The organism is Paenibacillus sp. FSL R7-0273, assembly GCF_000758625.1.
Classification (GTDB): Bacteria; Bacillota; Bacilli; order Paenibacillales; family Paenibacillaceae; genus Paenibacillus_AQ.
In genome coordinates, this window is record NZ_CP009283.1 from 3,619,427 (window position 1) to 3,645,517 (window position 26,091).

General features: G+C 51.9%; 22 protein-coding genes. 10 read left to right on the plus strand and 12 right to left on the minus strand.

Annotated elements, in window-relative coordinates:
- Nucleotides 1–53: 53 nt before the first annotated feature.
- Complete coding sequence (locus tag R70723_RS15590; RefSeq protein ID WP_039873262.1) at nucleotides 54–1,298, minus strand: sialidase family protein; 1,245 nt, start codon at nucleotides 1,296–1,298, stop codon at nucleotides 54–56.
- Between the two features lie 171 nt (nucleotides 1,299–1,469).
- Here R70723_RS15590 and R70723_RS15595 point away from each other — a divergent pair, with 171 nt between their 5' ends.
- The 4 genes from R70723_RS15595 (at nucleotide 1,470) to cls (ending at nucleotide 5,937) form a co-directional block, all read left to right on the plus strand.
- On the plus strand, nucleotides 1,470–1,850 hold the full coding sequence (locus R70723_RS15595) for a hypothetical protein (protein ID WP_231574892.1): 381 nt from the start codon (nucleotides 1,470–1,472) through the stop codon (nucleotides 1,848–1,850).
- 149 nt (nucleotides 1,851–1,999) lie between these two features.
- Nucleotides 2,000–3,238: a glycosyltransferase family 2 protein gene (locus tag R70723_RS15600; RefSeq protein ID WP_039873266.1), complete on the plus strand. Its 1,239-nt coding sequence runs from the start codon at nucleotides 2,000–2,002 to the stop codon at nucleotides 3,236–3,238.
- Entirely contained in the window at nucleotides 3,235–4,305 is a 1,071-nt protein-coding gene (locus tag R70723_RS15605) for a glycosyltransferase family 4 protein (protein ID WP_039873268.1), read from the plus strand. The genes R70723_RS15600 and R70723_RS15605 overlap by 4 nt, the downstream gene beginning before the upstream one ends.
- A gap of 189 nt (nucleotides 4,306–4,494) precedes the next feature.
- The gene (gene cls, locus R70723_RS15610; RefSeq protein ID WP_039873269.1) at nucleotides 4,495–5,937 is read left to right on the plus strand and encodes a cardiolipin synthase; all 1,443 of its coding nucleotides are present in this window, start codon (nucleotides 4,495–4,497) and stop codon (nucleotides 5,935–5,937) included.
- Nucleotides 5,938–5,995: 58 nt separating this feature from the next.
- On the opposite strand, the gene R70723_RS15615 is transcribed toward cls, so the two are convergent.
- From R70723_RS15615 to R70723_RS15630, 4 genes are all read right to left on the minus strand, one after another.
- Complete coding sequence (locus tag R70723_RS15615; protein ID WP_039873271.1) at nucleotides 5,996–7,756, minus strand: ABC transporter ATP-binding protein; 1,761 nt, start codon at nucleotides 7,754–7,756, stop codon at nucleotides 5,996–5,998.
- Nucleotides 7,756–9,507, minus strand: a complete 1,752-nt coding sequence (locus R70723_RS15620) for an ABC transporter ATP-binding protein (protein WP_039873272.1) — start codon at nucleotides 9,505–9,507, stop codon at nucleotides 7,756–7,758. Before R70723_RS15620 ends, R70723_RS15615 begins: the two co-directional genes overlap by 1 nt.
- Nucleotides 9,508–9,653: 146 nt before the next feature.
- A complete protein-coding gene (locus R70723_RS15625) occupies nucleotides 9,654–10,715 on the minus strand; it encodes a sensor histidine kinase (protein ID WP_231574893.1) in 1,062 nt (353 codons plus the stop codon).
- On the minus strand, nucleotides 10,712–11,386 hold the full coding sequence (locus R70723_RS15630; RefSeq protein ID WP_039873273.1) for a response regulator transcription factor: 675 nt from the start codon (nucleotides 11,384–11,386) through the stop codon (nucleotides 10,712–10,714). Before R70723_RS15630 ends, R70723_RS15625 begins: the two co-directional genes overlap by 4 nt.
- 143 nt (nucleotides 11,387–11,529) lie before the next feature.
- Here R70723_RS15630 and R70723_RS33420 point away from each other — a divergent pair, with 143 nt between their 5' ends.
- The gene (locus R70723_RS33420) at nucleotides 11,530–11,697 is read left to right on the plus strand and encodes a hypothetical protein (RefSeq protein ID WP_156123820.1); all 168 of its coding nucleotides are present in this window, start codon (nucleotides 11,530–11,532) and stop codon (nucleotides 11,695–11,697) included.
- Nucleotides 11,698–11,785: 88 nt separating this feature from the next.
- Here R70723_RS33420 and R70723_RS15635 read toward each other — a convergent pair whose 3' ends face one another.
- Together R70723_RS15635 and R70723_RS15640 are read right to left on the minus strand one after the other, a co-directional pair.
- A complete protein-coding gene (locus R70723_RS15635; RefSeq protein ID WP_039873275.1) occupies nucleotides 11,786–12,436 on the minus strand; it encodes a TetR/AcrR family transcriptional regulator in 651 nt (216 codons plus the stop codon).
- The gene (locus R70723_RS15640) at nucleotides 12,429–13,631 is read right to left on the minus strand and encodes an MFS transporter (RefSeq protein ID WP_039873276.1); all 1,203 of its coding nucleotides are present in this window, start codon (nucleotides 13,629–13,631) and stop codon (nucleotides 12,429–12,431) included. The genes R70723_RS15635 and R70723_RS15640 overlap by 8 nt, the downstream gene beginning before the upstream one ends.
- Nucleotides 13,632–13,823: 192 nt before the next feature.
- Between R70723_RS15640 and R70723_RS15645 the strand changes: the two genes are divergently transcribed.
- From R70723_RS15645 to R70723_RS32095, 5 genes are all read left to right on the plus strand, one after another.
- Complete coding sequence (locus R70723_RS15645) at nucleotides 13,824–14,981, plus strand: type III polyketide synthase (RefSeq protein WP_039873277.1); 1,158 nt, start codon at nucleotides 13,824–13,826, stop codon at nucleotides 14,979–14,981.
- Entirely contained in the window at nucleotides 14,968–15,693 is a 726-nt protein-coding gene (locus R70723_RS15650) for a methyltransferase domain-containing protein (RefSeq protein ID WP_039873278.1), read from the plus strand. The genes R70723_RS15645 and R70723_RS15650 overlap by 14 nt, the downstream gene beginning before the upstream one ends.
- Entirely contained in the window at nucleotides 15,690–16,841 is a 1,152-nt protein-coding gene (locus tag R70723_RS15655; protein WP_039873279.1) for an NAD(P)/FAD-dependent oxidoreductase, read from the plus strand. Before R70723_RS15650 ends, R70723_RS15655 begins: the two co-directional genes overlap by 4 nt.
- Before the next feature lie 144 nt (nucleotides 16,842–16,985).
- Nucleotides 16,986–17,765: a DUF817 domain-containing protein gene (locus R70723_RS15660; RefSeq protein ID WP_047171138.1), complete on the plus strand. Its 780-nt coding sequence runs from the start codon at nucleotides 16,986–16,988 to the stop codon at nucleotides 17,763–17,765.
- 233 nt (nucleotides 17,766–17,998) lie between these two features.
- Nucleotides 17,999–20,281, plus strand: a complete 2,283-nt coding sequence (locus R70723_RS32095; protein WP_179088061.1) for a putative bifunctional diguanylate cyclase/phosphodiesterase — start codon at nucleotides 17,999–18,001, stop codon at nucleotides 20,279–20,281.
- A gap of 54 nt (nucleotides 20,282–20,335) precedes the next feature.
- Here the strand turns inward: R70723_RS32095 and R70723_RS15670 are convergent, their stop codons facing one another.
- The 5 genes from R70723_RS15670 to R70723_RS15690 all read right to left on the minus strand — a co-directional run bounded on the left by R70723_RS15670 (nucleotide 20,336) and on the right by R70723_RS15690 (nucleotide 26,051).
- Nucleotides 20,336–21,397, minus strand: coding sequence for a hemolysin family protein (locus R70723_RS15670; protein ID WP_039873281.1), 1,062 nt, complete (start codon nucleotides 21,395–21,397; stop codon nucleotides 20,336–20,338).
- Between the two features lie 52 nt (nucleotides 21,398–21,449).
- Nucleotides 21,450–22,766 (minus strand): hemolysin family protein, encoded by a 1,317-nt coding sequence (locus tag R70723_RS15675; RefSeq protein WP_039873282.1) that lies wholly within the window; start codon nucleotides 22,764–22,766, stop codon nucleotides 21,450–21,452.
- 428 nt (nucleotides 22,767–23,194) lie between these two features.
- The gene (locus R70723_RS15680) at nucleotides 23,195–23,878 is read right to left on the minus strand and encodes a LutC/YkgG family protein (RefSeq protein ID WP_039873283.1); all 684 of its coding nucleotides are present in this window, start codon (nucleotides 23,876–23,878) and stop codon (nucleotides 23,195–23,197) included.
- The gene (locus R70723_RS15685; RefSeq protein WP_039873285.1) at nucleotides 23,875–25,302 is read right to left on the minus strand and encodes a LutB/LldF family L-lactate oxidation iron-sulfur protein; all 1,428 of its coding nucleotides are present in this window, start codon (nucleotides 25,300–25,302) and stop codon (nucleotides 23,875–23,877) included. Before R70723_RS15685 ends, R70723_RS15680 begins: the two co-directional genes overlap by 4 nt.
- On the minus strand, nucleotides 25,299–26,051 hold the full coding sequence (locus R70723_RS15690) for a (Fe-S)-binding protein (protein ID WP_039873287.1): 753 nt from the start codon (nucleotides 26,049–26,051) through the stop codon (nucleotides 25,299–25,301). The genes R70723_RS15685 and R70723_RS15690 overlap by 4 nt, the downstream gene beginning before the upstream one ends.
- Between the last annotated feature and the right edge of the window lie 40 nt (nucleotides 26,052–26,091).

A 26,091-nucleotide genomic window follows, 5' to 3' on the forward strand; every position in this document is an offset into this window, starting at 1 on the left:
CTATTAAAATATTCAAGACCGCGCGAAGGAATGCGCGGTCTTGTTGTTATGTCTCATGTGATCACAATGTTCGAATAGCCGGCTGTAATGTTCAGTGATCCTGTATTGGTATCGGCCCAGATTCCAATATATCCGCCGGGCGGGACTGACATAATGTCGATGTAATCGCCGATGAGCGGTACAGGGGTCGGACTTACACCATTCGGATTAAAGGAGGTGTTGGTGATTCTGGTATTGGTGAAGGTCTGGCCGCCGTTGATCGAGCGGGCTACGAATACATCAAGCAGGAAGCCGTTGACCTGATTACTGTAGTAAATAATATTCACTACACCGAGCAGAGGATCAACATCAATCGCCGGAAAGAAGTTCTGTGAGCCTGCAGGTGCGCCAGTGATGCTGACCGGACTGGACCAGTTCGTTCCATTAGAGTCGGAGAAGGACATCAGGATGTCGGAATATCCCTGCCGGAAATCCTGCCAGACGGCATAGACACGTCCTCTGAATTGGCCGACAGAACGGTCTGTCGATACGTTGGCGAAAGTCAGCACCCGGAAAGCGTAGCCTGGAACGGGCAGCACGGTCGGCACCGGAACAATAGGAGAGACCAGAACCGGAGGGGCAAAGGTTGTCGCTCCATCCCGTGAGACTCTGATGACAAACCGGAAAGTCGGGTTTACCGTAATCCAGGCGGCATAGACATTGCCGACAAGATCTACAGCTACATCGGGGCGTTCCACCTGATCCGCATCACTGGACAATAGTATCGGCTGGTTCCAGGTCGTTCCCCCATCCTGGGAGCGGCTGAGGAATGCGGTAGAGTTCCCTCCGTTAGCCACATTAAACTGATGATTATAAGTGACATAGATATTGCCCAGATAAGGGCTGGACTGGCCGACATCAATGATAACATTTGTCTCATCATTATTAATGTAGGTTCCAAATCCCCTGTTGACAATGACAGGGGGGCTGAAGGTCACTCCATTATCGGTCGAGGTATAGATGACTGATGTACCGTCCGAGGCACCCGGGAATACGTGGGCTGTTACTACAAAGGTATTGGGGAAACCGTAAGCGACATAAGGCGCTTCAGCTCCGGTGAACCCCGGGGGCAGCGGCAGAGTGGATGCTGTCCAGTTAGCCCCGCCGTCAAGTGAACGGTATACTCCGGTCTGGGGAGTTCCTGATGTCGTATCAACCGCAACGGCAACCATTACCTGGGGAAGCAGCAGATTGACGGCAATCGCCGGCTCGAATTTTGCAAATACCCCCGAGGTGACCGCAAAGTTAAAGTTCGTCAAGCGAGCACTCCTTTCTATGCGTTTTATTCTCTTGTTACATAGTATGGTCATCCGCAGATTTAGAGTGTGCATTTGAACAGCCGGATAAAATCCCGCGAAAGCCTTCATGTCTTCTGACTCAATCAGCGGCCGCCAGCAGGAATAGAATGATAGAAAACAGGAAGGGAGTGAATGAAGATGCCTTATTCATCAGGAATTATCACAAATACCCGGGTAACTGGAACAGCGGCCAGCTTTATTGCCGTCAGCTCACGTAATCTTAGCAGTGCGGCGGCTACAGTTGTCGTCGAGATCTTTGCGGTCCCGATGTCAACCCTTACATTGACCCCGATCTATGTCTCCAGCTATACCGTGCCTGCATTTTCTGCCGACATCAGAGAATTTTTTATCGCCGGTAACGTTGCTTATGAGGTGCAGATTGACAATACCGATCCCTTATCGGTGGTTGCCTTCTCTTCCTACGGTCTCGACGAATCAGGAAATCTGGTTATTGAGCAACGGGTGCTGCAGTCGGAGTTTACGGAAATTCCTGCATTCTCGCTGCCGATCTAGCATAGCCTCGTAAAGATCACTTTCAGCGGATACTGTTCTGAAGTCCAGACGGTTCCGCTTTTTTGGCATGCCCAGGGCGATTCACACAGGCAATCCGCCGATTCCGCAATAAACTAATAACAAAGCTGTTCAAAAAGGGGGCGGAAGGCTTGGCGGATGTTGGAGTTGTCATGCCGGTATATATCCAGAATCCGGAGTTCCTGCGGCTGGCGCTGGAATCCGTTTTGAAGCAGACCTTCAGCAGGTTCCGGCTGGTCATTGTCATAGACGGGGCACCGGAAATGGAGCCGCTGGTTAACCGTATTTATGCCGGCGACCCGCGGGTATTAATTATCTCTTATCCGGTTAATGCAGGAGTGGCTCACGCGCTGAATACCGGGTTTGATGTTCTGCTCGGAGATCCGGAAATCCGCTATTTGACCTGGGTTTCGAGTGACAATGTGTATGATCCCGCTTTTCTGGAGGTGCTGCGGACAGCACTTGTTAAGGGCCCGCCTGAGCTCGGGCTTGTCTACAGCTCGTTCCGGAGCATTGATAATGAGGGAATCCAGCTGGACGATGAGCATAAGCTGGCAGCACTGCGGCAGTATCAGGGACAGCCCAAGGCTAAGCTGCTCGATTCTTCAATCATCGGTGTTTCATTCATGTATAAGGCAGAGCCGGCACGACTAGCAGGCGGCTATCGAATGCAGCCCGTGGAGGATTACGATTACTGGCTGCGGCTGGAGGAGCACTGCGACATCCGGTTCCTGCCGGTGGAGCTGATGGATTACCGGGTTCGGTCCTCGCACAGCGTATCTGCCCAGTTAACCACCAAAGAGAATCACCGCAATTGGAGATATACCTTTCACCTTACCCGGCTGCAGGCCCGCTGCCGCCGCGGGATTCCTCCTGCCCTTACCATACTGTACGCCGTACAGGCGCCTGATCCGCATCATGATTATGCACTCGAGAATATATATGAGCAGACGTTCAGTAATTATATTTTCCGGATTATCGATGTGTCCCCGGATAATCAGGCCTCGGCAGGATTAGCTGGTATAAGCCATCCTATAACCGAATTTGCCTGGATGCCGGGCGCCTCGGTTCAGCATGCCTTATACCGGACGCTGCTGGGGGTTAGTACGCCCTATGTACTGCTGTTCGGCCCGGAGCTGTTTATATCTTATATGGATATTGAGTACCTGATGGCAGGTCTAATTAAAAATACGGAAACCTCCATCTCCAACTACTATACGCCGGATCATTCCAGAATCGGTTACCGCAGCAGGGGGGTCCCATCAGTGAAGCAGTCGCTGACCAATGAGCTGTTCAAGACGGAAGCGCTGGTGGAGCTGTATCAGCTGACTATGCGGCAGAATCCTGCGGGAAATGAGGGATTGCGATGAAGATTTTATTCACATTCTACAATCCCAGCGGGGGAATGGAGACCTTAAACAGGGTACGCTGTGAAGCGTTGGCTGCGCGGGGGATAGAATGTCATCTGCTCTATACCCATCCGGGTGAAGGACAGAAGAACATCCGTAACATTCCCGTCCATATCATCCGCAGTGATGAAGCGCTTGCGAATCTGCTGGCAGCCCAGGCTTTTGATCTGATTGTCGTTTGCACAGATATTGAGCTGGCCGCTAGAATCCGCCGGCACGGTTATACCGGCCTGCTCGTCTTTGAATTGCAGGGTCTAGGACAGATCGAGGAAGCTAGAGCCGTTATCGCTGATTTCTCGGGGAGAATCAGGCTGTATACCGATGCCCTGCTGTATCCGGAGACAGCCCATTTGCGCCAGCTGCTGCGGGAGCATCTGCCGGATATGCCGCATTACTGCTTCGATGATCCTGTCGGACTTGCTAATTTCGAGTATACAGCTTATCCTGCAAGGAAATACCCCGTGCTGGCGTGGGTAGGACGATTGCAGGCCAATAAGAACTGGAGAGAGTTTCTGCGGATTGGCCTTCAGCTGCTGAAGGTTCAGCCGCTGCTGTATCTATGGATGTTCCAGGACGATACGCTGTTCGATCCGGAGGAAAAAGCCGCATTTGAGCAATTTGTCGCCGAGACGGGTCTGGCCTCCCGGCTAATCCTGTACTCCAATGTTGCGCATGAGCATATGGCTGATTACATGAGCATCATCGGTGACTCCGGGGGGCTGCTGTGCTCGACTTCGATGCTTGAAGGCTTCGGCTATGCGGTTGCGGAAGCCATGCTGTGCCGCTGCCCGGTGCTGTCAACCGACTCAGATGGAATCCGCAGGCTGGTTATTCATAATCAGACCGGGAAAATATACAGGCTTGGCCAGGTTTCTGAGGCCGCTACGGCTGCAGCCTCCCTAATGTTTGACCAGCCCTTGAGGGCATCGATCCGCAGAAATGGCGAGCAGCATATCCGCCGCAACCTGAACCCGGAGCTGTATGTCACCCGGTTTTTGCAGATGTATTCCACGCTGTCCAGGAGATAGATTCCCTGGAAATCCTAAATATAAAGACATAAATTTCGCCCCCCTCCAGGCTGATGCTTAGAGCAGGGGGTTGTTTGGTTATTAATAGCTATCACAGAATGTTATTGACCGGAGCCGCAAGGATATCTACAATTTAATATACCGGACAAGACAGGGCATCATATGCAGCAGAAAGGGGCTCTTAACACAATGGACTGGAGCAGCATTTTCACACTAATCGTTTCTATTATTACACTACTTAATATCCTGTTGGCCGGAGTGGTCGTTTTTATCGAGCGCAGGGATATCGGGTCCACCTGGGCCTGGCTCATGGTCCTGTTTTTTATCCCGGTAGGCGGCTTTATCTTCTATGTGTTTTTCGGAAGACAGCTTAAGAAGCGGAACTTTTATGAGCTCACCGCGGAAGAACGGATCTACCTGCAGTCCGCCATTGATGAGCAGGTGATGACCGTTGATTATCAGGGAGGGCTGACCGCCAAGTATGCGGATCTGCTCAAAATGAACCTGCGCTCCTCCAACGCGCTGATTACGTCCGACAATGAAATTGAAATCTTCGATGACGGCGAAGCTAAATTCAATGCGATGTTCGAGGATATCCGTAATGCGACGAAGGAAATCAACGTACAGTACTATATTATTCAGCCGGACAACCTGGGCCGCAGGCTGCGGGACGAGCTGACCGCCAAAGCAAAAGCAGGGGTTAAGGTAAGGCTGCTCTATGATGAGATCGGCTCACGGCAGACCTCACGCGCCTTTTTCAAGGACCTGATTGAGCATGGCGGCAAGGTCGAGGTATTCTTCCCGTCCCTGTTCCGGCTGATCAATCTGCGGATTAACAACCGCAATCACCGCAAGCTGTGTATTATTGACGGAGAAATCGCCTATATCGGCGGCTTTAATGTCGGTGATGAATACCTTGGTCTGGACAAAAAAATGGGCTACTGGCGCGATACGCATTTCCGGATGAAGGGCAGCGCGGTGAATCAGATTCTTGGCAGGTTCCTGCTGGACTGGAACAAGGCCGCCCCCAGGGGCGAAGAGGAGTCCGAGCAGCTCCCTCTCCCGATGGAGAAGCACACTGGCAGCAGTGTGGTGCAGATCATCTCCAGCGGGCCCAATTCCCAGACAGAGCACCTGAAGAATATGTATCTGAAGCTGATCGCATCGGCCAAGAAAAGTGTCTATATTCAGACGCCGTACTTTATACCCGACGCCAGCTTCATGGATGCCTGCAAAATAGCGCTGCTCTCCGGGGTGGATGTGCGGATTATGATCCCGAACAAGCCTGACCACATGTTCGTCTATCCGGCTACACTGTCGCATGCCGGCGAGCTCCTGCCCTATGGAGTCAAAATCCTCCAGTATGAGAAGGGCTTCATGCATGCCAAAACCATTGTCGTTGACCAGGAAATCGCCTCAGTCGGCACTACGAATATCGATACCCGCAGCTTCCGCCTGAATTTTGAGGTGAATGCGCTTGTATGCGATGAAGGCATTGCCGGCGAGCTACACGAGCTGTTTCTTAACGACAGCATGTCCTGCACCGAGCTGACGCTGGACCGGTATGAAGCCCGGCCGAAGCTGCTGAAATTCAAAGAGGCGGTTGCCAGGCTGCTGTCTCCAATTTTATAAGCATTGCAAAAGGGTGTCCCGCGACGGGACACCCTTTAAATTTGCGTACAGCTAACCTTTAAGAGGCCTGTTCAAACTGGCTGTTGTACAGCTCGGCATAGAAGCCGTTCTTGGCAAGCAGCTCATGATGATTGCCGCTCTCCAGGATATCGCCGTCCTTCAGTACAAGAATGACATCCGCATTCTTAATGGTCGAGAGCCTGTGGGCAATGACGAATGAGGTTCTGCCTTCCATCAGCTGATCCATCGCCTGCTGGATCAGCAGCTCAGTCCGCGTATCCACGGAGCTGGTTGCCTCATCGAGAATAAGCATCGGGGCATCCTTAAGCATTGCCCGGGCGATCGTCAGCTGCTGCTTCTGGCCTGCGGAGAGATTAACCTTGTCATTCAATACAGTATCATAGCCCTTGCTCAATGTCTGAATGAAATGATGCAGGCCGACAGAGCGGCAGGCCTCTTCCATTTCAGCATCGGTCACGCCTGTTTTGTTATAGATGAGATTTTCTCTTACCGTGCCTTCAAACATCCAGGTATCCTGCAGCACCATGCAGAAGAGATCGTGAATGTTCTCTCTGGTCAAGCTGCTGACCGGAGTGCCGTCGATGTAGATTTCCCCGCCCTTCAGCTCATTGAAGCGGATCAGCAGGTTAATAAGCGTGGTTTTACCGGCACCGGTCGGTCCTACTATGGCAATCTTCTGGCCCGGCTGCACCTCGGCGGAGAAGTCCTTGATTACCAGCTTATCCGTTTCCTCATAAGCGAACTGCACATGCTCAAACACTACATGACCGTCAGCAGCGGTGAGTCTGGTGTCCTTGTGATCCTCATTATCCATTTCCTTGGCATCCAGAAATTCAAATACGCGTTTGCTGGCAGCAGAGGCTGCCTGCAGATTCTGTGCGGCCTGGGCCATTTGCGCCAGCGGCTGGGTGAAGAACCGGACATACATAATGAAGGCGACAATCACACCGAAGGAGATCGAGCCGTTGATCGCCAGGACAGCGCCGACGACACAGACAGCCACATACCCGAGATTTCCGATAAAGGTCATCAGCGGCATCATCAGGCCGGAAAGGAACTGCGCTTTGAAGGCGCTCTGCTTCAGTGACTGATTCAGGGAATCAAAGGTTCCGCGCATCTGCGCCTCACCGTTGTAGGCCTTTACTACAGTATGGCCGGTATAGACCTCCTCGACATGCCCGTTGATTTTCCCGAGGAATTCCTGCTGGCTCTGGAAATATTTCTGTGATTTCTTCATGATGACCGCCATCAGGCCAAAGCCGATCACAGTAGCGGCAATCGCGGTAAGGGTCATAAGCACATTCGTTTTGAACATCATGACCATCGAGCCGACGAACAGGGCGATAGCAGTAACCAGTGTGCCGACACTCTGGTTCAGCGCCTGACCGATTGTATCCACGTCATTGGTAACCCGGGACAGAATATCTCCGGTCGTAGACTTGTTATAATAGGAGATCGGCAGACGGTTCATTTTGTGAGACAGGTCTTTTCTCAGGCTCTTGGATACCTTTTGGGTAACCATTGACATGATAAGCCCTTGTCCCAGGGACAGAACGGCGCTGAGCGCGTATATAAAAATCAGGAAAAACCCGATTGATGCTACAGCATCCAGATCGATGCCTGTTACGATACCTGCAGTGATCAGATCCGTCAGCTCAGAGAGCTGATCCGGCCCGAGCAGGGTAAGAATCGTACCCGCGGCAGCGCTGATAACCGCGATCAGAATGACAGGAATATGCGAACGGCAATATTGGAGCAGCCGGCCCCAGGTGCTCGGCTGGTCTGGTTTCTTTTTCATTAGGCAAGCTCCTCCTTCGACAGCTGTGAATAAGCAATTTCCTGATAAATGCTGCAGGATTCCATCAGTTCATCATGGGTCCCCATACCGGCGATTTCTCCGGCTTCAAGGACGATGATCTTGTCAGCATCCTTAATGGTGCCAATCCGCTGTGCGACAATCAGCATCGTGGTGCCGCGTGATTCCTTCTTCAGCTCACTGCGCAGCTTGCGGTCTGTCTTGTAGTCAAGCGCCGAGAAGGAGTCGTCAAAGATCAGAATCTCCGGACGGCGGGCGATGGCCCGCGCTATGGACAGCCGCTGCTTCTGGCCGCCGGACAGGTTGGTTCCGCCCTGGGCAATGTGCGCATCGTAGCTGCCATCCATTTTCTCGACGAAATCGGCAGCCTGTGAAGTATAGACCGCATCGACTACATCGGAATTCAGGTCACGGCCGTTATCGCCGAAGGCAATATTTGAAGTAACGGTACCGCCGAACAGGACGGCTTTTTGTGAGACATAACCCATTTTATTACGCAGGGCGCTCTGCTCATATTGATTTACATTAACGCCGCCGACAAGAATTTCACCGGAAGAGGCATCATAGAAGCGGGGAATCAGGTTAACGACGGTACTCTTGCCGCAGCCGGTTGATCCGATAAACGCTACGGTTTCACCTTTTTTGGCGGTAAAGCTGATGTTCTTCAGCACATATTCCTCGGCATCCGGGTATTTGAAGCTGACATTCCGGAATTCCACTTCACCTGCATGCCAGGAAGGGGAGGCGGTGAGCGAACCGTCAGTCAGGCTTGGCTTAGTATCCAGCACCTCGTTAATCCGCTTGGCGGAAACATGTGCACGTGGCATGAGAATAAAGATAATGATCAGCATCATGAAGGCCATTACGACCTGCATGGCGTAGGAGGAGAAGACAATCATGTCAGAGAAAAGGCCCATTTTGGCGCCGGCACCGGCATTTTGAATCATGACCGCACCGATCCAGTATATCGCCAGGCTAAGGCCGCTCATAATCAGCGTAATGCTCGGCATCATGGCGGATAATACATTGTTGGCGAACAGGTTCGTCCGGGTCAGCTCATTGTTGGCTGCTCCGAATTTGTCCTCCTGGTATTTCTCGGCATTATAGGCACGGATGACACGCAGTCCGGTAAGATTCTCCCGGGCCACCCGGTTCAGATTATCTGTCAGCACCTGCAGCTTCTGGAATTTCGGCAGCACCAGCACGACACAAATACCGACAATAACAATTAACACGCCGACGGCAGCGCCTGTGGCCAGCGACCACTCCCAGCTCTTGCCGGTGATCTTGAGGATCGCCCATACGGCCAGCAGCGGAGCCTTGATCAGCAGCTGCAGGCCGATAACAATCAGCATCTGCACCTGGGTAATGTCATTGGTTGAACGGGTGATCAGACTTGCGGTTGAGAAGCTGTTGATTTCCTCCATCGAGAAGGATTGAACCTTGTTGAACAATTTGGAACGGACTCTGGCTGAGAAATTGGCGGCAATTTTTGCCGCAATCCCGGCTACGACAATGGAAGTGGCAAGACTGCCCAACGCACAGAGTAGCATCCAGCCGCCGGTGGCGGCAATCTCGGACATCTCACTTCCGGGGGTCTGAATCAGCCGGGTGATGTCGCTCATATAATCGGGCAGCTCCAGATCGAGCCATACCTGGGCGACAATGAAGAGGACGCTGATTACGAACAGGCCCCATTCCTTTGCTTCAAGGTTCTTAAGCAGTTTAATCATAAGCGTGACTCCTTTATGTGATGTTGCTATTAGCATAGCTGAGGAAGATAAACTGAACGTTAACTTTTCTGAAAACAAGCAGAAACTGCCCGATCCAACAAAAAGCCCTGAACCAACCAAAAGGTCGTTTCAGGGCTTATGTGAGGTCAGGCAGGCAAGGTTACAGTAAAGACCGTTCCCAGGGATGCAGGGCTCTCGCAGGTAATGGTTCCGGCGTGCAGGTGAACGATCTTGCTGACGATCGTTAAGCCGAGCCCGTTGCCTGCAGTGGAGTGGGAGGTATCTTGCTGATAGAATTTATCGAAGACCCTAGGAAGAGCCTCCGGGGAAATCCCTGGCCCGTTGTCACTGATGACAAAAACGATACGGCCATTCGTCTTCTTCATGCTTATTGCTATTTCTCCGCCTTCGGGTGTGAATTTGATGGCATTGTCGAGCAGGTTCAGCCAGACCTGGTTCAGCAGCTCTTTATTGCCTTCAAGCTGATAATCATGAAGATCCAGGTTCAGGGCAAGCTGCTTTTTCTCGAACTTTGCCGCAAGCAGCAGCACACACTGGCGGAGCTGCTCCCCGGCGTTGAAGCTTTTTTTGTCGGTCAGAATAGTCTGGGTCTCGATCTTGGACAGCTCCAGGACGTTCGACGCCAGGGAAGCAAGCCTGGCTGACTCCTCAATGACGATATCCAGATACTCATCGCGCTCCTGCCTGGACAAGTCGTCATACTTGAGCATTTCGGCAAAGCCCTTGATCGAGACAATCGGGGTTTTGAATTCATGCGAGAAGTTGTTCACGAAATCCGTCCGCAGAATCTCGATTCCGCCCAGCTCCTCGGCCATCCGGTTAAAATTCTCGGAGAGAATGCGGAATTCCGGCGGGCTTGTAAGCTGCAGCCGCATGGAAAAGTCTCCGCCGGCCAGCCGGTCTGTAGCATCAATAAAGGTACGGATGGATTTGACCATTTTGCGGCTGCTCACCGCGGATATGGCTGTGCCGATTATAATGCAGGAAATCAGTATCAATAAGGGGACAAGAGTGCCGTCCATGATAATCTTCTCATTGATCAGCCCAAAAACATCGGCAAGATAGAACAGGAGTCCTGTGACAATCACCGTGACCAGAAAGATCAGAAAGACTGCAAAGGAGAAGAGAAGCGGCAGACTGAGCCTGCTGCCCAGACGTGTGCCTATTTTACTGCCAATTCTGCTCAAGCCTTCTTCACCGCCTTATAGCCGAGACCGCGCACCGATATGAGCTCAAACTCGGGATACGCTTCAAACCGCTTCCGCAGCCTGTTAATATGCACATTGACTGTCGTATCTGCGCTCTCATTGTCCATACCCCAGATTTCATCCATCAGCTGGATGCGTGTGAAGATCCGGTCGGGATAGGACAGCAGCTTGTAGAGCAGGTAGAATTCCTTTTGCGGCAGAGTCTGGCGCTCCTCCTCCCGGGTCACCGTCAGCGCCTCATAATCCAGCACCACCTTGCCGAACGTGAGCTTGCGGGCAGTGGCAATCTGTGAACGGCGCAGCAGCGCCTGTATCCGCAGCAGCATTTCCTCTGTATCGACCGGCTTGGTCATATAATCGTCGGTTCCCAGCCGGAAGCCCTTCTTCTTGTCCTCCGGAAGATGCTTGGCGGTCGCCATTAGAATCGGGATCTGGCTGTTCGCCGCCCGGACCTCTGCCGCAAATTCATAGCCGTCCATATTGGGCATCATAATATCGAGAATAATCAGGTCAATATGCTGCATTTCAAGAATATCAAGTGCCTTATACCCGTCCTCAGCGGTCCAGACATTATAGCCCTCGCGCTTTAATACAGCCTCAAGCAGTCTTCTGACATGCTTATCATCTTCCACCACAAGTATGCTGATCATAATCTCACTCCGCTTTCAGGTTGAACTAATGAATCATCAGTGCCATCGTATCATCTTTATTTTGGGTTGAACAAGCTGCTGCATAAAAATCCTGAAGGCGAGTACCCTATTAGGGCAAAAGATGCAAAGGAGCTGTGTATAAGATGGGTAAACAGACGAAGGCAACACCGGTGACCAAGGATAATCCCAATAAGGTAGATCCGGCCATTCCAACCGGCAAGCGGGAAACAGAATTTGCTGACGAGCTTACGAACAGCGACGTTGAATCCGCGTTCAAAAATCCGGTGACCGGCGAAGAACGGATGTATTAGGAGTATTAAGCAAAACAGCTGCAGACCGGAAAGGAAAGCAAATCCGGACTTGCAGCTGTTTTTTTATCCGCTCATGAAGTACGGCTGGCTATTCAGCCTTTGCACCGGCGCTCAAGTGGGCAACCAGCAGCTCCGCAAAGCGGCTGGCAACCCGGATATCCTGCGGAGCAGTGCGGCTCCCGTCTCCCACAGTCATACACATCTTCTGCAGCAGGGCCATCATGGAGGTAAAGATAAAATGGGCAGTCTCCAGCAGCTCCGGGTCCGGCAGCAGGGATTGATCCTTAACTCCGGTCTCCAGTGCGTTTAATAAAAAATGCTGCTCCTTCTCCCGGCCGATAAACGCTTCATACTGCGATTTAAGTGCGGTTCCGGTTCCATAAGCCTCATAATGCAGGTCAAACAGCAGAATGAACCGGATGTAGCCCGGATTAGCGGCAGCATATTCAATCCAGGCGGTTAGCATGGAGACAAGCATCTGTTTGCCGGTCATTCCGGCTTCAGGGGCTTTTTTGATGTATCCGGTCATGTCCCCGAGAATTTCCATCTGCACCTCAAAGACCAGCTCGTCGATCGTCTGAAAATGCTTATAAAAGGTGACCCGGCTTATCCCCGCGAGACTGCATATTTCTTTGACATTTACTCTGAGAAAGCTTTCTTTAATAAAAAGCTCCTTCGCGGCAGCGATTAGGTCCTCACGGTTTCTGGTTTTGAGATTGTTGTGCCAGGTTTCAGTCATGGGCAGCCGTCCGTTCCGGTTTGTTATGTTGGGCATGAGCAGTTAACAGGAGGGCCGAAGCAAGAATGGCCGCGCCTAAAATATAAGGCATATGGATATGCCAGTCAAACAGCTGACCCGCAATAACCGGCCCCAGTATGCTGCCTATGCTTGTATAAGTGGTGTTCAGTCCTGCTGCATAGCCCTGGCGGTCACCGGCAGAGTTGGCGATAATCGTGCTTAAGGTCGGGCGTAAAAAGGCATTGAATGCAAAGAACATACCTGAGACTGCAAGCAGATACCCCAGATTCACCTTAAACAGCATAAGCAGGAGGGCGGCAGCGGTCATCAGTAGAGAGATGCGGATAAGCTTCATTTCACCGAGCTTTTTAATAAAGCGGTCCAGCAGCCATATCTGAACAATAATCCCGATCACCGCACCGACCGTAATCAGCACTGAGATCTGCGCTGCATCATAGCCATACTTCTGTTCCACAAAAAGGGCATACACGGTTTCATAATTCATCAGGCCAAAGGTAATGATTAAGATTAGCAGCAGGTACTGGAAATAGGAGGTGCGGAAGGAATTGCGGATCATGCTGAAAAAGGATTCTCCCTGGCCGCGCGGCTTAGCGGCTGTGCGTGCTGCCTTCGGCAGTGTTTCAGGCATGAAGAAGCACAGCAGCATTGCGATAAATCCCAGTCCTCCGGCAAAAAAATAAGGGACCCGGATACCCAGCTCTGCGATTAGACCGCCCAGCCCGGGACCAAGCACCATTCCCAGATTCATCGCTGCCCCCAGATAGCCCATGCCCTTGGCCCGCGTATCCGGAGTAGTAATATCGGCAACGTAAGCCATATTGGCCGGCACCATGATTCCGACTCCGATCCCGCCGATGAACCGGGCAATGTACAGAACGGCTAAGCTATCTCCGACTGCGAACATGAGGTCGGATATGACAGTCAGCAGCAGACCGGCTATCAGCATCGGCTTCCGGCCCAGACGGTCTGCAAGCTGACCGCCTATCGGCGAGAATATGAACTGGGCTGCCCCGAAAGCAGCAATGAGATAACCGGCAGCAGCCCCGGCTGCATTAAACAGCTTCAGGTATTCAGGTAGTATGGGGATAACCATCCCCTGTCCTAGCAAAGCGATAAAAAGATTCAGCATTAAGATAAATAACGGGAAATTGGCAGATTTAGATAAACTGCGCATGTTGATGCCTCCTTCATTGTTTACACGGTGATAATATTAACACAGTGTAAACCATAATAAGCGATATTCCGGGAACTTACAAGCCCGAATTTGGCCGGCAGGGCAATTCCGGATTATAAACCGCCTGATAAGGGTAAACATTGTTAATTCAAACGCTAACGCAATCCCAAATCCATTAACGGAGGCTGAATAATGACACAACTGAACAGTAACACCGGAGCAGCAATTCTCGGAATGGGTACAGCCCTGCCGCTGTACTCGATAGCACAGGCTGATGTAGCCGAGCTGATTGCCTCGTCGCTGCAGGACAAGCCGGAGCTGGCCCGGTTCGCCAGAAGAGTCTTTAAAGCCTGCGGAGTCGAGAACCGTTATACCGTTGATGACAGCTATCTCGGGACAGCGGATACCTGCCGTTATCTGCCTTCCGGAGACCGGACGGATATACCCACAACGGAAGAACGGATGAAAAAATATCAGCAGGAAGCACCTCCGCTGGCTCTGGAGGCGGCCAAAAGATCACTGCTGGATGCAGGACAGGCTCCCGGCGGGATTACCCACCTGATTACTGTCAGCTGTACCGGGCAATACCTGCCCGGCCTGGATGTGATGCTGATTAAAGAGCTTGGCCTGTCACCGCGGGTGAACCGGCTTCCGTTAATATTCCAGGGCTGTGCTGCCGGATTGAAAGCGATTCAAATGGCCCGTGATGTCGTTCTTGGTGCTCCCGGCTCCAGAGTGCTCGTTGTTTGCGTGGAGCTGTGTACGCTGCATTTTCAGCCGGTAAAGGAACGGGAAGCCTTGTTTGCAGCCTCCTTTTTCGGAGATGCTTCCGGTGCCTGTGTCATCGGTGAGCCAGAGGCCAACCACAAGCATTGCCTCAGCCTGGGCAAAGGGTATTCGGTGCTGCTGCCGGATTCTGCTGAGGATATGACCTGGGAGGTAGGGAACACCGGCTTTGACCTCTACTTATCCCCGCGGATTCCTAAGCTGCTGGGAACCCATCTTGAAGCCGAGCTTGGGCTGCTGATGGGAGACAGCCCGCTTCCGGAGCTGTGGGCCATACACCCGGGCGGACGGGGGATCGTTGACTCCGTACAGGAGGTAATGAAGCTAAGTGATGAACAGACGCGCTACAGCCGGGAAATTCTGCGGACAGCCGGCAATCTGTCCTCGGTGACCATTCTCTTTGTGCTTGAATCGATGCGCCGGGACATGGAAGCCCGTAATGAACCAGCGAAGCAAGGCGTTGCAATGGCCTTTGGTCCGGGCCTGACCGCCGAGCTCATGTCCTTCACCTATGTCCCGGCTTACTCACCGTCCTACCAGGAGGCAGGCCATGCCGTTTTTTAGGACATTGTCGGTCCGGGCCAAAGAGGATGAGCTGATGGATGACTTCTCCATGGGCGGTGAGGAGCTTAGTGAAGCATTAAAGCATCTGCGGCGGCTGAACCGGATTTTTGCAGCTCCCGGCCCCACCAGGGACGGGGTAGAACAGCTCTGGCAGGCCATCGGGCAGCCGCGGAAGCTGAGTATTCTTGATGTAGGCGCAGGCTCCGGTGATGTAAATGTCAAGCTGCTGGAATGGGCAGACCGGAGAGGAATTGAGCTTGCTATTACACTGGTTGATATGACAGAGGAGGCCTGCGCAGAAGCAAGGCGTCTGTTCAGACATGAGCCGAGGGTTAGCGTAATGCGGGCCGATCTGCAGGAGCTAGCCGATGCCTCAGCCGATATTGTGACAGGCTCGCAGTTTGTCCATCATTTTGACGGCCAGCAGCTGGTGGACATGGTGGCGCACATGCGGAGGGCCTCAAGGTATGGTGTGGTGATTAATGATATCCACCGTCATCCGGTATCCTATACGGCAGTGTGGCTAACGACCCGGATGATTTCCCGTAACCGGTATATCCGGCATGACGGGCCATTATCCGTGGCTAAAGGGTTTACGGACAAGGATTGGCAGGAGCTGAAGCATAAGCTTCAGGCCGAAGCGATGACCTATACCTGGAAGCCGCTGTTCCGTTATTCAGTGGTGATCCCTAAGCAGGTGAGCAGCCGATGATGAAGCAGGCAGATGTAATTGTAGCCGGCGCGGGCATAGCCGGGAGCAGCAGTGCCCTTCAGCTGGCCCGCCTGGGGCACCGTACAATCCTGCTGGACCGGCATGAATTCCCCAGACACAAAACCTGCGGGGAATTCATGTCCCCGGAGACACAGGAAATGCTGGAGGTGCTCGGCATCAACCTCACAAGCCGTACGCCGGCTCCGGGAGTGATGGACCGGGCACGCATAATCCTGCCCCACGGCGGGGAGATCGGGGCACCGCTGCCGGGAAATGCTACAGGAATTAGCCGGTATGAGCTTGACCGGATTCTTCATGAGAAGGCACAATCGGCCGGAGCTGAAATTGTAACCAAAGCGGTAATTACCGGTATCCGTAAGCTGGACAATAACAATTACGAAGTAGATACACGGCAGGGGGACAGCAAGGTCTCCTACCAGGCCCGTGCTGTCATCGGTGCCTACGGAACCAAGAAGCCGCGCGGCATAGCCCCGGCTGCAGAAGATACAAGAGATGATACCGTATATATCGGGATCAAATCCCACTACAGGGGTATAACAATCCCGAGGCAGGTGGAGCTGTACTTCTGTGAAGGCGGCTATATCGGGATATCGCCGATTGAAGAGGGGAAGGTAAATGTTGCGGCACTGCTGACTCTGGATTCTGTCCAGGGCAGCGGTAAATCTGTGCAGGAGATACTGCAGACGGCCGCCGGCGGCAATCCCCGGCTGGCCGTGAGGCTCGCAGAGGGAACTGCAGTGCCGGGCACCCAGGTATCCATCGCCCCAGTCCGCTTATCGGATACGCCTGAGCCCTGGTCGGAATTCCCGCATATCGGCGATGCCATGCTGATGATCCCGCCGCTCTGCGGGGACGGGATGTCTATTGCCCTGCGTTCTGCGCTGATCTGCTCAGGCTGGACCGACCGTTACCTCAAGGGAATGATCAGCTATGAGGAGTGGCAGACCGGATATTCGGCGGAAGCGGAAATGACCTTCACCCGGCTGCTTAGACAGGCGCGGAGGATTCAACGGCTGGCTTTTGCCAGAACCAACAGGCTGTACCCCGGACTGGCCCGGATCTTCCCGGGACTGGCCAGATATGTTGTCAAAGCAACGAGACTTCCGGAAACCGGAATGACCCGTTAATAGTCTGCTGCCGGAAGCCGCCTTCGAGGCGGCTTTTTTTGCTGTCATAATGTATTAGCAATAATAATATATTAATAATAAATACTAATTTATTGAATATCGATAAATATCGTGATAAGATACTGACAACCATATTCAAGAGAGGTGTTTAAAATCAGGAATTCCATTACACAGCTGCTGCACTTCGGGTACCATCAGGCGATGAGCTGTATTTTCCCGGTGGCTATATTCGGGACCCTGGCGCTTTCCGGTATTATAGACCTTCCGTTCATCCACCGCTATGATGCCATTCTGCTCATTCTGCTTGCCGTCCAATACCTGATGTACCGCAGCGGACTGGAAACACTGGATGAGATTAAGGTTATCTGTGTCTTTCATATCATCGGCCTGCTTCTGGAGATCTACAAGGTCAGTATGGGCTCCTGGGCATACCCTGAACCGGGCTTCAGTAAAATATTCGGTGTGCCGCTGTACAGCGGATTTATGTATGCCAGTGTGGCAAGCTTCATGTGCCAGATCTGGCGCAGGCTGAAGATGGATATGACCGGCTGGCCGGGCATCGTCCCGGCAGGACTCTTGGGCGGAGCCATTTACCTGAACTTTTTTACCCATCATTTTATTCCGGATTTCCGCTGGTGGCTTAAAGGGCTGGTGCTCCTCGTGTTCTGGCGGACCTGGATCATCTACCGTGTGCGGAATGTTACATACCGGATGCCGCTGACACTGGCGTTTGTAATCGTGGGCTTTTTTATCTGGCTGGCCGAGAACATCGCAACGTTCTTTAATGCCTGGAAGTATCCGGATCAGCATCAGGCGTGGCAGATGGTCGGCTTCGGCAAAATCAGCTCCTGGTTTCTGCTGGTTATTATCAGTGTCATTATCGTTGCTCAGCTTAAGCATGTGAAGGCAGGAAGGGGCAGCTGACTTTTGATAGCTGTCCCTTTATGTAGATATACATAACTTCCTATTACCAGATTTGAGTGGTATGCCGATATAGTCCTAACCAAGATTACTTCTGACTAATGCCAGAATGGAGCGGATATATCAACGAAATGACACTGCAAATTATATTATTATTTGTCCCGTTTCTGTTTCTGTTCGTCCTCGGATTCGAAATTTATCTGAAAAACCCCCGGAACAGGATGAACCGCCTATGTATGCTGCTGATGATCTCGTTCAGCATGTTTTTTCTTGGAGGCTTCTTTGCCAACATGGTTGACCTGGAAGATGCTGTTTATGTATTGGTGTATGTGAAATATATCAGTGTCTTTATTACAATGATGCTGAGCATCTATATGCTGTATTCAATCAGTAAGGTTTCAATTCAAAGGAAGCTTAAGCATATGCTCTGCTTAATGCCGCTGCTGGGCATTCTGCCGGTGGTCAGCAGTGCACCTGAAAGCCTTGTAACGATAAGTCCGGGTCCATACTGGCGGCATGAGCAGCTTGCGCCTGAGCTTCTGGCTGCCATCTTTGTCATTACAGGATATACCTTTATGTTGATGCTTCTGTTCATCGGGAGCGGAACCCGGCAGGGGGCGCGTAGAAAATGGCAGCCTAAAGAGCTTCAGCGTATGGAGTGGATCAAAAAAGGGCTGCTGTTCAGCCTGCTCTGGGCTCTGTTCTGGGCGGTTGTCTCAGCCATTAGTGACGCATTCAGCCCTGGCAGCCTGCTCGGTGAGCTTCCTTACGATACACTTCCGGCTTACTGTATCATGATCTGGGGATTTTTTATCCGGTATGCTGTTGTCCGGTTTGATTTTCTTGCTTCCCCCGGACGGCGGTACGAATTGCTGTTTGCGCTTTCTAAACAGGGGATCGCCCTGATTAACGACAAGGGAATCGCGGTGGAAATGAATAGCGCGTTCCGGACCATGTTCGGCATTATGCTGCTTGAGCCACAAGAGCGGATAAACGTGATGAGATTTCTTCCGCAGGAGCACAAGGCGAGATTAAAGGAAGTGTTCGATAAGTCCTTTGCATCGCAGACCCCCATGCATGCGGAGATGGAGATGATTAATTACGCCGGAGAGCAGATGTTTGTTGAGTTCGACAGCGATTATCTGGAAATTAACGGACAATTATTCTGCTATCTGGTTACACGTGAAATAACAGATAAGAAGCATACGGAGCTCAGGCTCCAGAAGCTAGCCTATCAGGATAATCTGACAGGCCTAGGTAACCGGCTGTTTTTCATGGAGAAATTGGAGGCTGTACTTAGCGAAATGGAAGACAGGGGCGGGCCGGTCGCTGTCCTGCTGCTGGATCTTGATCAGTTTAAGTGGATAAATGACACACTCGGCCATGCCGCCGGAGATATGCTGCTTCAGCATGTGGGGAAACAGCTTGAAGAGGCTTTGCCGCAGACATCGGTTGTAGCCCGGCTGGGCGGAGATGAATTTGCGGTTACGATGCCGGTTGCTGATACAGGTGAGGCCTTTAGCTTTGCAAAAGTGCTTTTGTCCGCGCTGCAGCAGCCAAATAATGTCCTCGGCAAATCCTACACCTTGTCCGCTTCAATCGGGATCAGCATCGCACCTGATGACGGGAGTACCGGCGGGCTGCTGCTTAGCAACTCGGATACTGCCATGTACGCAGCGAAGCAGGCCGGCCGCAACCAGTACAGCAAATATACGCCTGAGCTGAAAGCAATGGCCGAACGCAACCTCTCACTGGTGAACGGGCTGGGATCAGCGCTTACAAACAATGAGTTCTCACTGCATTACCAGCCGCAGGTTGATATCCGTACAAATAAAATCATGGGCGTTGAGGCATTGCTGCGCTGGAGCTCTCCGGAGCTTGGCGCCGTTTCACCGGCACAATTCATTCCTATAGCGGAAGAGACGGGGATGATTACTGCAATCGGTGACTGGGTGCTGAACGATGCCTTCCGGCAGGCGAGGCTGTGGATTGATCAGGGGCATACCGGCATCAAAGTGTCCGTTAACCTGTCTGCGCATCAGCTCAAGGAACCGCTATTTGCCGCGAATATAGACAAGCTGCTGAAGCATTATAAGCTTCCTGCGCACAATATCTGCCTTGAGATAACCGAAAGCACAGCCATATTTGATCCGCAGAAATCGCTGGAAATATGTGAGGAGCTGGTCGAGCTGGGGGTTGTGCTGGCTATTGATGATTTCGGAACAGGCTATTCCTCCTTGAATATGCTGAACCGTTTCCCGTTCGGTTACATCAAGATCGACCGTTCACTCGTCCAGAATATTACAACCCAGCCTAAGGATGCTGCTGTGATTCAGACGATGATCGAATTATCCGGCCGCCTGGATATGCAGGTCATTGCCGAAGGTGTGGAAACCCCGGAACAGCTGTCACTGCTGAAGGCGCTGGGTTGTCATAAGGTTCAGGGCTATCTCTGCGGACGCCCGATGCCTGCCGGGCAGATTACGGATACTCTTAGCGAAGACCTCATTCAGGCATAAAAAAGGCCTGCACGTAAAGTGCAGGCCGCGTAATACTGTTATTTATCAAAGAGTTTAATTCAAAGATGGACTTACATTAAGGCTCTCATCCCGGATATCACCGACGATTTCCTCCAGCAGATCCTCCATCGTCACAATACCGGTAATGGCGCCGGCTGCGTCCGTTACAGCAGCCATATGAACCCGGGTCTGCTGCATTCTCAGCAGCACATCCCGCAGGTTCTTAGTGGCTGGGAACTTCGGAATATCGTGGATATAGGATTGCCAGTTAGTTGCTCTGCCGGCGGCGATGCTGGTCAGCATCTCCTTGGTGTTCACATATCCGCTGTACCGTCCGCTTCCATCGGCAGCAATTACAGGATAACGGGTATAATCATGTACGCCAAGCACCTCGATCAGCTGCTCAACAGACATGCCAGCCTGCAGTGTAACCACGTTGGATACCGGTACAATAATTTCACCCAGCGTCCGCTCATCGAAGGCAAAGATGTTGTTCAGGTAGACCAGTTCCGTTTTGTTAATTTCGCCGCTTTCATAGCTCTGATCAACAATCCATTTCAGCTCTTCCTCGGAATGGACCGTTTCATGGCCGGCAGGCTTCACTCCGAAGATACGAAGCAGCAGCCGGGCGGAGCCGTTAAGAGCTGTAATGAACGGATACGTGATTTTACCGAACCAGAACAACGGGGGAGCCAGCAGCAGCGTCATTTTCTCGGCATACTGGATGGCAAGGGTTTTAGGTGCAAGCTCTCCGATAACCACATGCAAAAAGGTGATGATCGACAATGCAATCAGGTAAGACAGCAGGGTAGACAATGCCGCCGGGACGCCCATCTGGTCAAACAGCGGATGCAGAATCCGTTCAACCGTCGGCTCACCCAGCGCCCCGAGCACCAGTGCGGTAATGGTTATACCGAGCTGGCAGGCGGACAAATAGTAGTCGAGATCATGTGCCACCTTTTTGGCGGTTATTGCTTTTTTGTTGCCTTCACTAATTAACTGGTCGATACGTGACATACGTACTTTTAGAATCGCAAACTCGGCTCCGACAAAAAAAGCGGTAAGACCGATGAAAATCGCAACCATAATTAAATTTATCGTTATAACTCCGTCCAAAGTTTTCCCTCAGCGTGAGGGATTCACCTCCAAAGTAATAGATAAGACATTCTTAATGCTGTACCTGCGGCTGTTTGTAGTGGAGAATGACCTGCTTGATCTGGAAATTATCCATTTCCATGATCGTCCAGCTTTGTCCTCCGGCCTTGAATTCATATCCCGCTTCAACAGATGTGCCTTCACGGAACTGAATCCAGCCTCCGATGGTGTCAATTTCCTCGCTGTCCTCAAACGTAAAGCCGAACTGCTCCTCGATATCCTCCAGCAGCACACGGCCGCTGATGACATAGGTCTGTTCATCAATCCGCTGAATTTCCGACACCTCGTCAGCATCGAATTCATCGCGGATCTCTCCGACCAGCTCCTCCAGAATATCCTCCAGCGTAAGAATTCCGGCAGTACCGCCGTATTCGTCAATGACCAGAGCCATATGCATCTGCTCCTGCTGCATCTTCAGCATCGCTTCCTTGATCGGCGTTACCGAGGCTACAGTAGGGAGGCTGCGGACGAATTCCTTCAGGTGAGGCTCGCGGCCGGCAATAATATGCGGAAGCATCTTTTTCACATTGACCACACCAAGCACTCTGTCCTTGTTCCCGGTCTCAATAACCGGATAACGGGTATAGTTATTGGTGTCGAGAATGCTGATAATATCTTCAGTAGACATGTCATATTCCAGCGCTACCATGCCGGTTCTCGGAATCATGATATCCTTGGCTATACGCTCATCGAAGGAAAATACATTCTCAAGATACTCCAGCTTTTGTTCATTGATTTCGCCGCCTTCAAAGCTCTGGGCCATAATGATCCGCAGCTCTTCTTCCGAATAATGCTCCTCATGGCCGGCAGGCTTGACGCCGAACATGCGCAGAATGACCCGGGAGGTTCCGTTCAGCGCCACGATAAACGGGTGCATGATTTTACCGAACCAGTAAAGAGGCGGGGAGAGGAGAAGCGTAAGCTTTTCAGAAAATTGAATAGCCAGTGTTTTGGGTGCCATCTCTCCGACAACCACATGCAGGAAGGTTACAAATATAAAGGCAATTGCATAAGACGCTACAGAAGCCGAAGCTTCGGATACATCTAAATAATCAAAAACAGGGTAAAGGATGCGCTCAACCGCCGGTTTACCGATTGCACCAAGCCCCAGGGCTGTTACAGTGATACCGAGCTGGCAGGCTGACAGGTAGTAGTCGAGGTCGCCGACCACTTTTTTAGCTAAAACTGCTTTTTTGTTGCCTTCATCAATCAGCTGTTCAATCCGTGACATCCGCATTTTTACGGCTGCAAATTCCGAAGCTACAAAAAAAGCCGTCATTACAATTAATATTGCAAGGATAATTAGGTTAGTTAAGGTTATTAAATCCAATCCTTTCCCTCAAAAGAGGGATTCACCTCCAAGTTGAATTAAGGACGTATTTGTGAATCAAACGTAAGGGCCGGGTTACTCATACAGCCGTAGAAGCGGATCAATGTAGGAGCACAATCCATTTGCAATATCGCCTTCCCATTATTGTTCGCCCCCCTCCATAAGATATACGAATGAGTATAGCATAATTCAACCCCAACCATCCAGTTGCACGTCATGGTTCGGGTTGTAAAGTAACTGTATTTATGAAATTTACTGAAGCGGGAGAGACTATATTGATAACATGTATAATGAGGATTTCCTGATTTATAACCGCCGGAAGCAGCAATAAATCAGGAAAGGTGAAGGATCCGGGCCGGGGAATCTAAAAGCTGGATTTGACCGTCACAGAAAGTTCATACTAATCGTCTGCGAACGTATTAAAAAAGCTAAATAAGAACATAAGTAGCTCTTAACGGACCGTGAACGCCGACTACGAGCTTCATTTCAATATCCGCGGAATTGGAAGGCCCGGAGATAAAGTTGATGGATGAGCCGACCGGCTCGCCTGCCTCAATGCGGCGGTTCAGGTCAGCGGCAGCCTGTGTAGACCGCAGTACAATACGTTCCTTTTCAATAACGGCAATATAATGCTCAGGTAAAAAATGCAGCGAGCGCCCCTGATCAGGCCTGCTCTCAATAACGACGGTGCCTGACTCGGCAAGTACATAGTCGGCAAAAATAATGGCTGTATTGGCTGCTTCGGCGCGGCTGATATTGCCCTCACGGCCGGAGGCTTCAGTCCATACAGATGAGTCCGGAAAGCTGAGTTCATAGCGGTTAAACCGCGGGTCTCCCGAGGTCATTACCGGTCCGCCGCCGTTGGCTGCGATCAGATCATCAAGCGTCTTCTGCAGAAGCTCCGGTGTAGATTCAATAAGCTGGGTGTGGATGAAGAAGCACTGCTCCTTCAGCATATCTATCAGATCGTCACTGGTAAGAGTTCCATAGCTGTCGGGAATCATACCCTTAATATCCGGACGCTTAACGTCGTATGCGCGCTCCCGGCCGAGACTGGAAGCCACCCGGTTCAGAAAGGATTCCCTGTTGCTGTTTTTATTTATGGCAGTCATTGTTTTGTACCTCCCTGACGTTCCTTCATCCAAGTACGGAAGCTGTCCGCTTGCTTGACTGGCTGATTCAGATCGCGTACGCCAACCCAGCCCTGGATCAGGCCAGGTCCCCGGACGATTCTGCCGTGTTTGCTCATCATCCGGCTGCCCGGATTGGCTAGCCGAAGCACCTTGCCGAACATGGAAGGGGAGGAGAGCAGCCGGCTTGCCGCTTTCATCTGGAAGCGGTCGGCAGCGCCGGTCCGCTTCTCCTTCACGATATTTTGCCGGTGCATAATGAGCTGCTCGTGCAGCGGGATTTTGACCGGACAGACATCTGTGCAGGCTCCGCACAGGCTGGAGGCGTAGGGCAGCTCCTTATAATCATCATATCCGCCAAGCAGCGGTGTAATGACCGCACCGATCGGGCCGGGATAGATGGAGCCGTAAGCATGCCCGCCGATATGCCGGTAGACCGGGCAGACGTTCAGGCAGGCACCGCAGCGGATGCATTGTAAGGCTTCGTTGAATTCGCTTCCCAGAATCTCGGACCGGCCGTTATCGACGACCACGAGATGGAATTCATCAGGTCCGTCGCTTTCTCCCGCTGCCTTGGGCCCCATAACGGTGATATAGCTGGTCAGCTTTTGCCCGACAGCGCTCCGGCACAGCAGATTGTCCAGCACCTCCATTTCCTCCATGGTCGGTACAATCCGCTCCATCCCCATAACAGCGATCTGGGTCTTGGGAATAGCGGCAGTCAGATCACCGTTGCCTTCATTGGTTACCAGATTGATTGCCCCCATATTGGCTACGGCAAAATTGCAGCCGGTTATCCCGACATCCGCCTCCAGAAATTTCTGGCGCAGAACTGTACGGGCGTGACGGGCCAGCTTCTCCGGGCTTTCATCTCCTGTATAACCAAGCTTTTCTGTGAATACCCGCTTAATCTGGTTTCGGTCTTTATGAAGGGCGGGTGCCACGATATGTGAAGGCGGGTCCCAGTCATCGATCTGCAATATATATTCGCCAAGATCGGTCTCGATCAGGTCACAGCCGGCTTCGAGCAGCACCTTGTTCATTTCAATTTCCTCAGTGACCATAGACTTTGATTTGACGATTTTTCGGGCCTGCTTCGAGACGACAACGTCCCGGATATAGCTGCTGGCCTCTTCCTTGGTTGCGGCAAAATAGATATGACCGCCTTTGGCCTCAATGTTATCTGCCAGCTGGTTCAGATAGAAATCCAGGTTCTTCAGGGTATGCTGGCGGATGGTCTTGCCGACAAGCCTCCAGGCCTCCCAGTCCCCGAGAGCGGTAGCGGCAGTAAGCCGTCTGGTCTTAAGGCTGTCCTGTGCGGAGCTTACGGCACTGCGCATAAAAGCATTACCGATCCCGTCCGCCGTCCGTTCGCCGAATTCCCTTTTATCAGTCTTCAGGCTCATGAGGAGAGGCCTCCTTTGGCTGCGGCTGGTTCGCCGGTATGGTTCAATACCTCAGCAATATGCATGATTTTGATAGGGACCCCTTTGCGGGACAGCCGGCCGCCGATGTTCAGCAGGCAGCCCATGTCTGCGCTAATGAGAATATCTGCCCCTGTCTCCATTACACTTTCGCATTTTTCATCCACCATCTGGCTGGAGATGTCCGGCATTTTCACCGAAAAGGTTCCGCCAAAGCCGCAGCAGTTGTCGCTGTTCTTCAGCGGCTCAAGCTGCAGTCCGCGGACCTGCTCAAGCAGCTGGTACGGTGTTTCCTTTTCACCAAGCAGTCTGGTCATATGGCAGGAACGGTGATAGGTTGCCGTACCCTCAAGCCTTGCTCCTACATCCGTAATCCCCAGGACTCTGACGATGAATTGGGTGAATTCGTACGATTTTTCTTTTAAGGCAACCGCTTTCAATTCCCAGTCCGGATCTCCTTTAAAAATCTTCGGGTACTCATGGAACATGGCAATGCAGGAGCCGGAGGGGCCGACGACATAATCTGAATGCTCAAAGGCGAGCATCATATTTTTCATAGCCAGCTTGGAATCCTCCAGATACCCGCTGTTATACGTGGGCTGGCCGCAGCAGACCTGCGAAGCCGGAAAATCAAGCTCACAGCCAAGCCTTTCAAGGACTTCAACCATTGCTTTTCCCGCTGCGGGGGTCATTAGGTCTACTAAACAAGTCGAAAAGATGCTTACTTTCATTCCTGTTCCTCCAATCACGACGTTGGTATTTATAGCTTAA

What these genes read in the sequence shown, in the direction of transcription:
- R70723_RS15595 (WP_231574892.1), top strand. Translation starts at nt 1,470, where the DNA reads ATGAAGATGCCTTATTCATCAGGAATTATCACAAATACCCGGGTAACT.
- R70723_RS15605 (WP_039873268.1), top strand. Translation starts at nt 3,235, where the DNA reads ATGAAGATTTTATTCACATTCTACAATCCCAGCGGGGGAATGGAGACC.
- cls (WP_039873269.1), top strand. Translation starts at nt 4,495, where the DNA reads ATGGACTGGAGCAGCATTTTCACACTAATCGTTTCTATTATTACACTA.
- R70723_RS15615 (WP_039873271.1), bottom strand. Translation starts at nt 7,756, where the DNA reads ATGAAAAAGAAACCAGACCAGCCGAGCACCTGGGGCCGGCTGCTCCAA.
- R70723_RS15620 (WP_039873272.1), bottom strand. Translation starts at nt 9,507, where the DNA reads ATGATTAAACTGCTTAAGAACCTTGAAGCAAAGGAATGGGGCCTGTTC.
- R70723_RS15630 (WP_039873273.1), bottom strand. Translation starts at nt 11,386, where the DNA reads ATGATCAGCATACTTGTGGTGGAAGATGATAAGCATGTCAGAAGACTG.
- R70723_RS33420 (WP_156123820.1), top strand. Translation starts at nt 11,530, where the DNA reads ATGGGTAAACAGACGAAGGCAACACCGGTGACCAAGGATAATCCCAAT.
- R70723_RS15635 (WP_039873275.1), bottom strand. Translation starts at nt 12,436, where the DNA reads ATGACTGAAACCTGGCACAACAATCTCAAAACCAGAAACCGTGAGGAC.
- R70723_RS15640 (WP_039873276.1), bottom strand. Translation starts at nt 13,631, where the DNA reads ATGCGCAGTTTATCTAAATCTGCCAATTTCCCGTTATTTATCTTAATG.
- R70723_RS15645 (WP_039873277.1), top strand. Translation starts at nt 13,824, where the DNA reads ATGACACAACTGAACAGTAACACCGGAGCAGCAATTCTCGGAATGGGT.
- R70723_RS15650 (WP_039873278.1), top strand. Translation starts at nt 14,968, where the DNA reads ATGCCGTTTTTTAGGACATTGTCGGTCCGGGCCAAAGAGGATGAGCTG.
- R70723_RS15655 (WP_039873279.1), top strand. Translation starts at nt 15,690, where the DNA reads ATGATGAAGCAGGCAGATGTAATTGTAGCCGGCGCGGGCATAGCCGGG.
- R70723_RS32095 (WP_179088061.1), top strand. Translation starts at nt 17,999, where the DNA reads ATGCTGCTGATGATCTCGTTCAGCATGTTTTTTCTTGGAGGCTTCTTT.
- R70723_RS15680 (WP_039873283.1), bottom strand. Translation starts at nt 23,878, where the DNA reads ATGACTGCCATAAATAAAAACAGCAACAGGGAATCCTTTCTGAACCGG.
- R70723_RS15685 (WP_039873285.1), bottom strand. Translation starts at nt 25,302, where the DNA reads ATGAGCCTGAAGACTGATAAAAGGGAATTCGGCGAACGGACGGCGGAC.
- R70723_RS15690 (WP_039873287.1), bottom strand. Translation starts at nt 26,051, where the DNA reads ATGAAAGTAAGCATCTTTTCGACTTGTTTAGTAGACCTAATGACCCCC.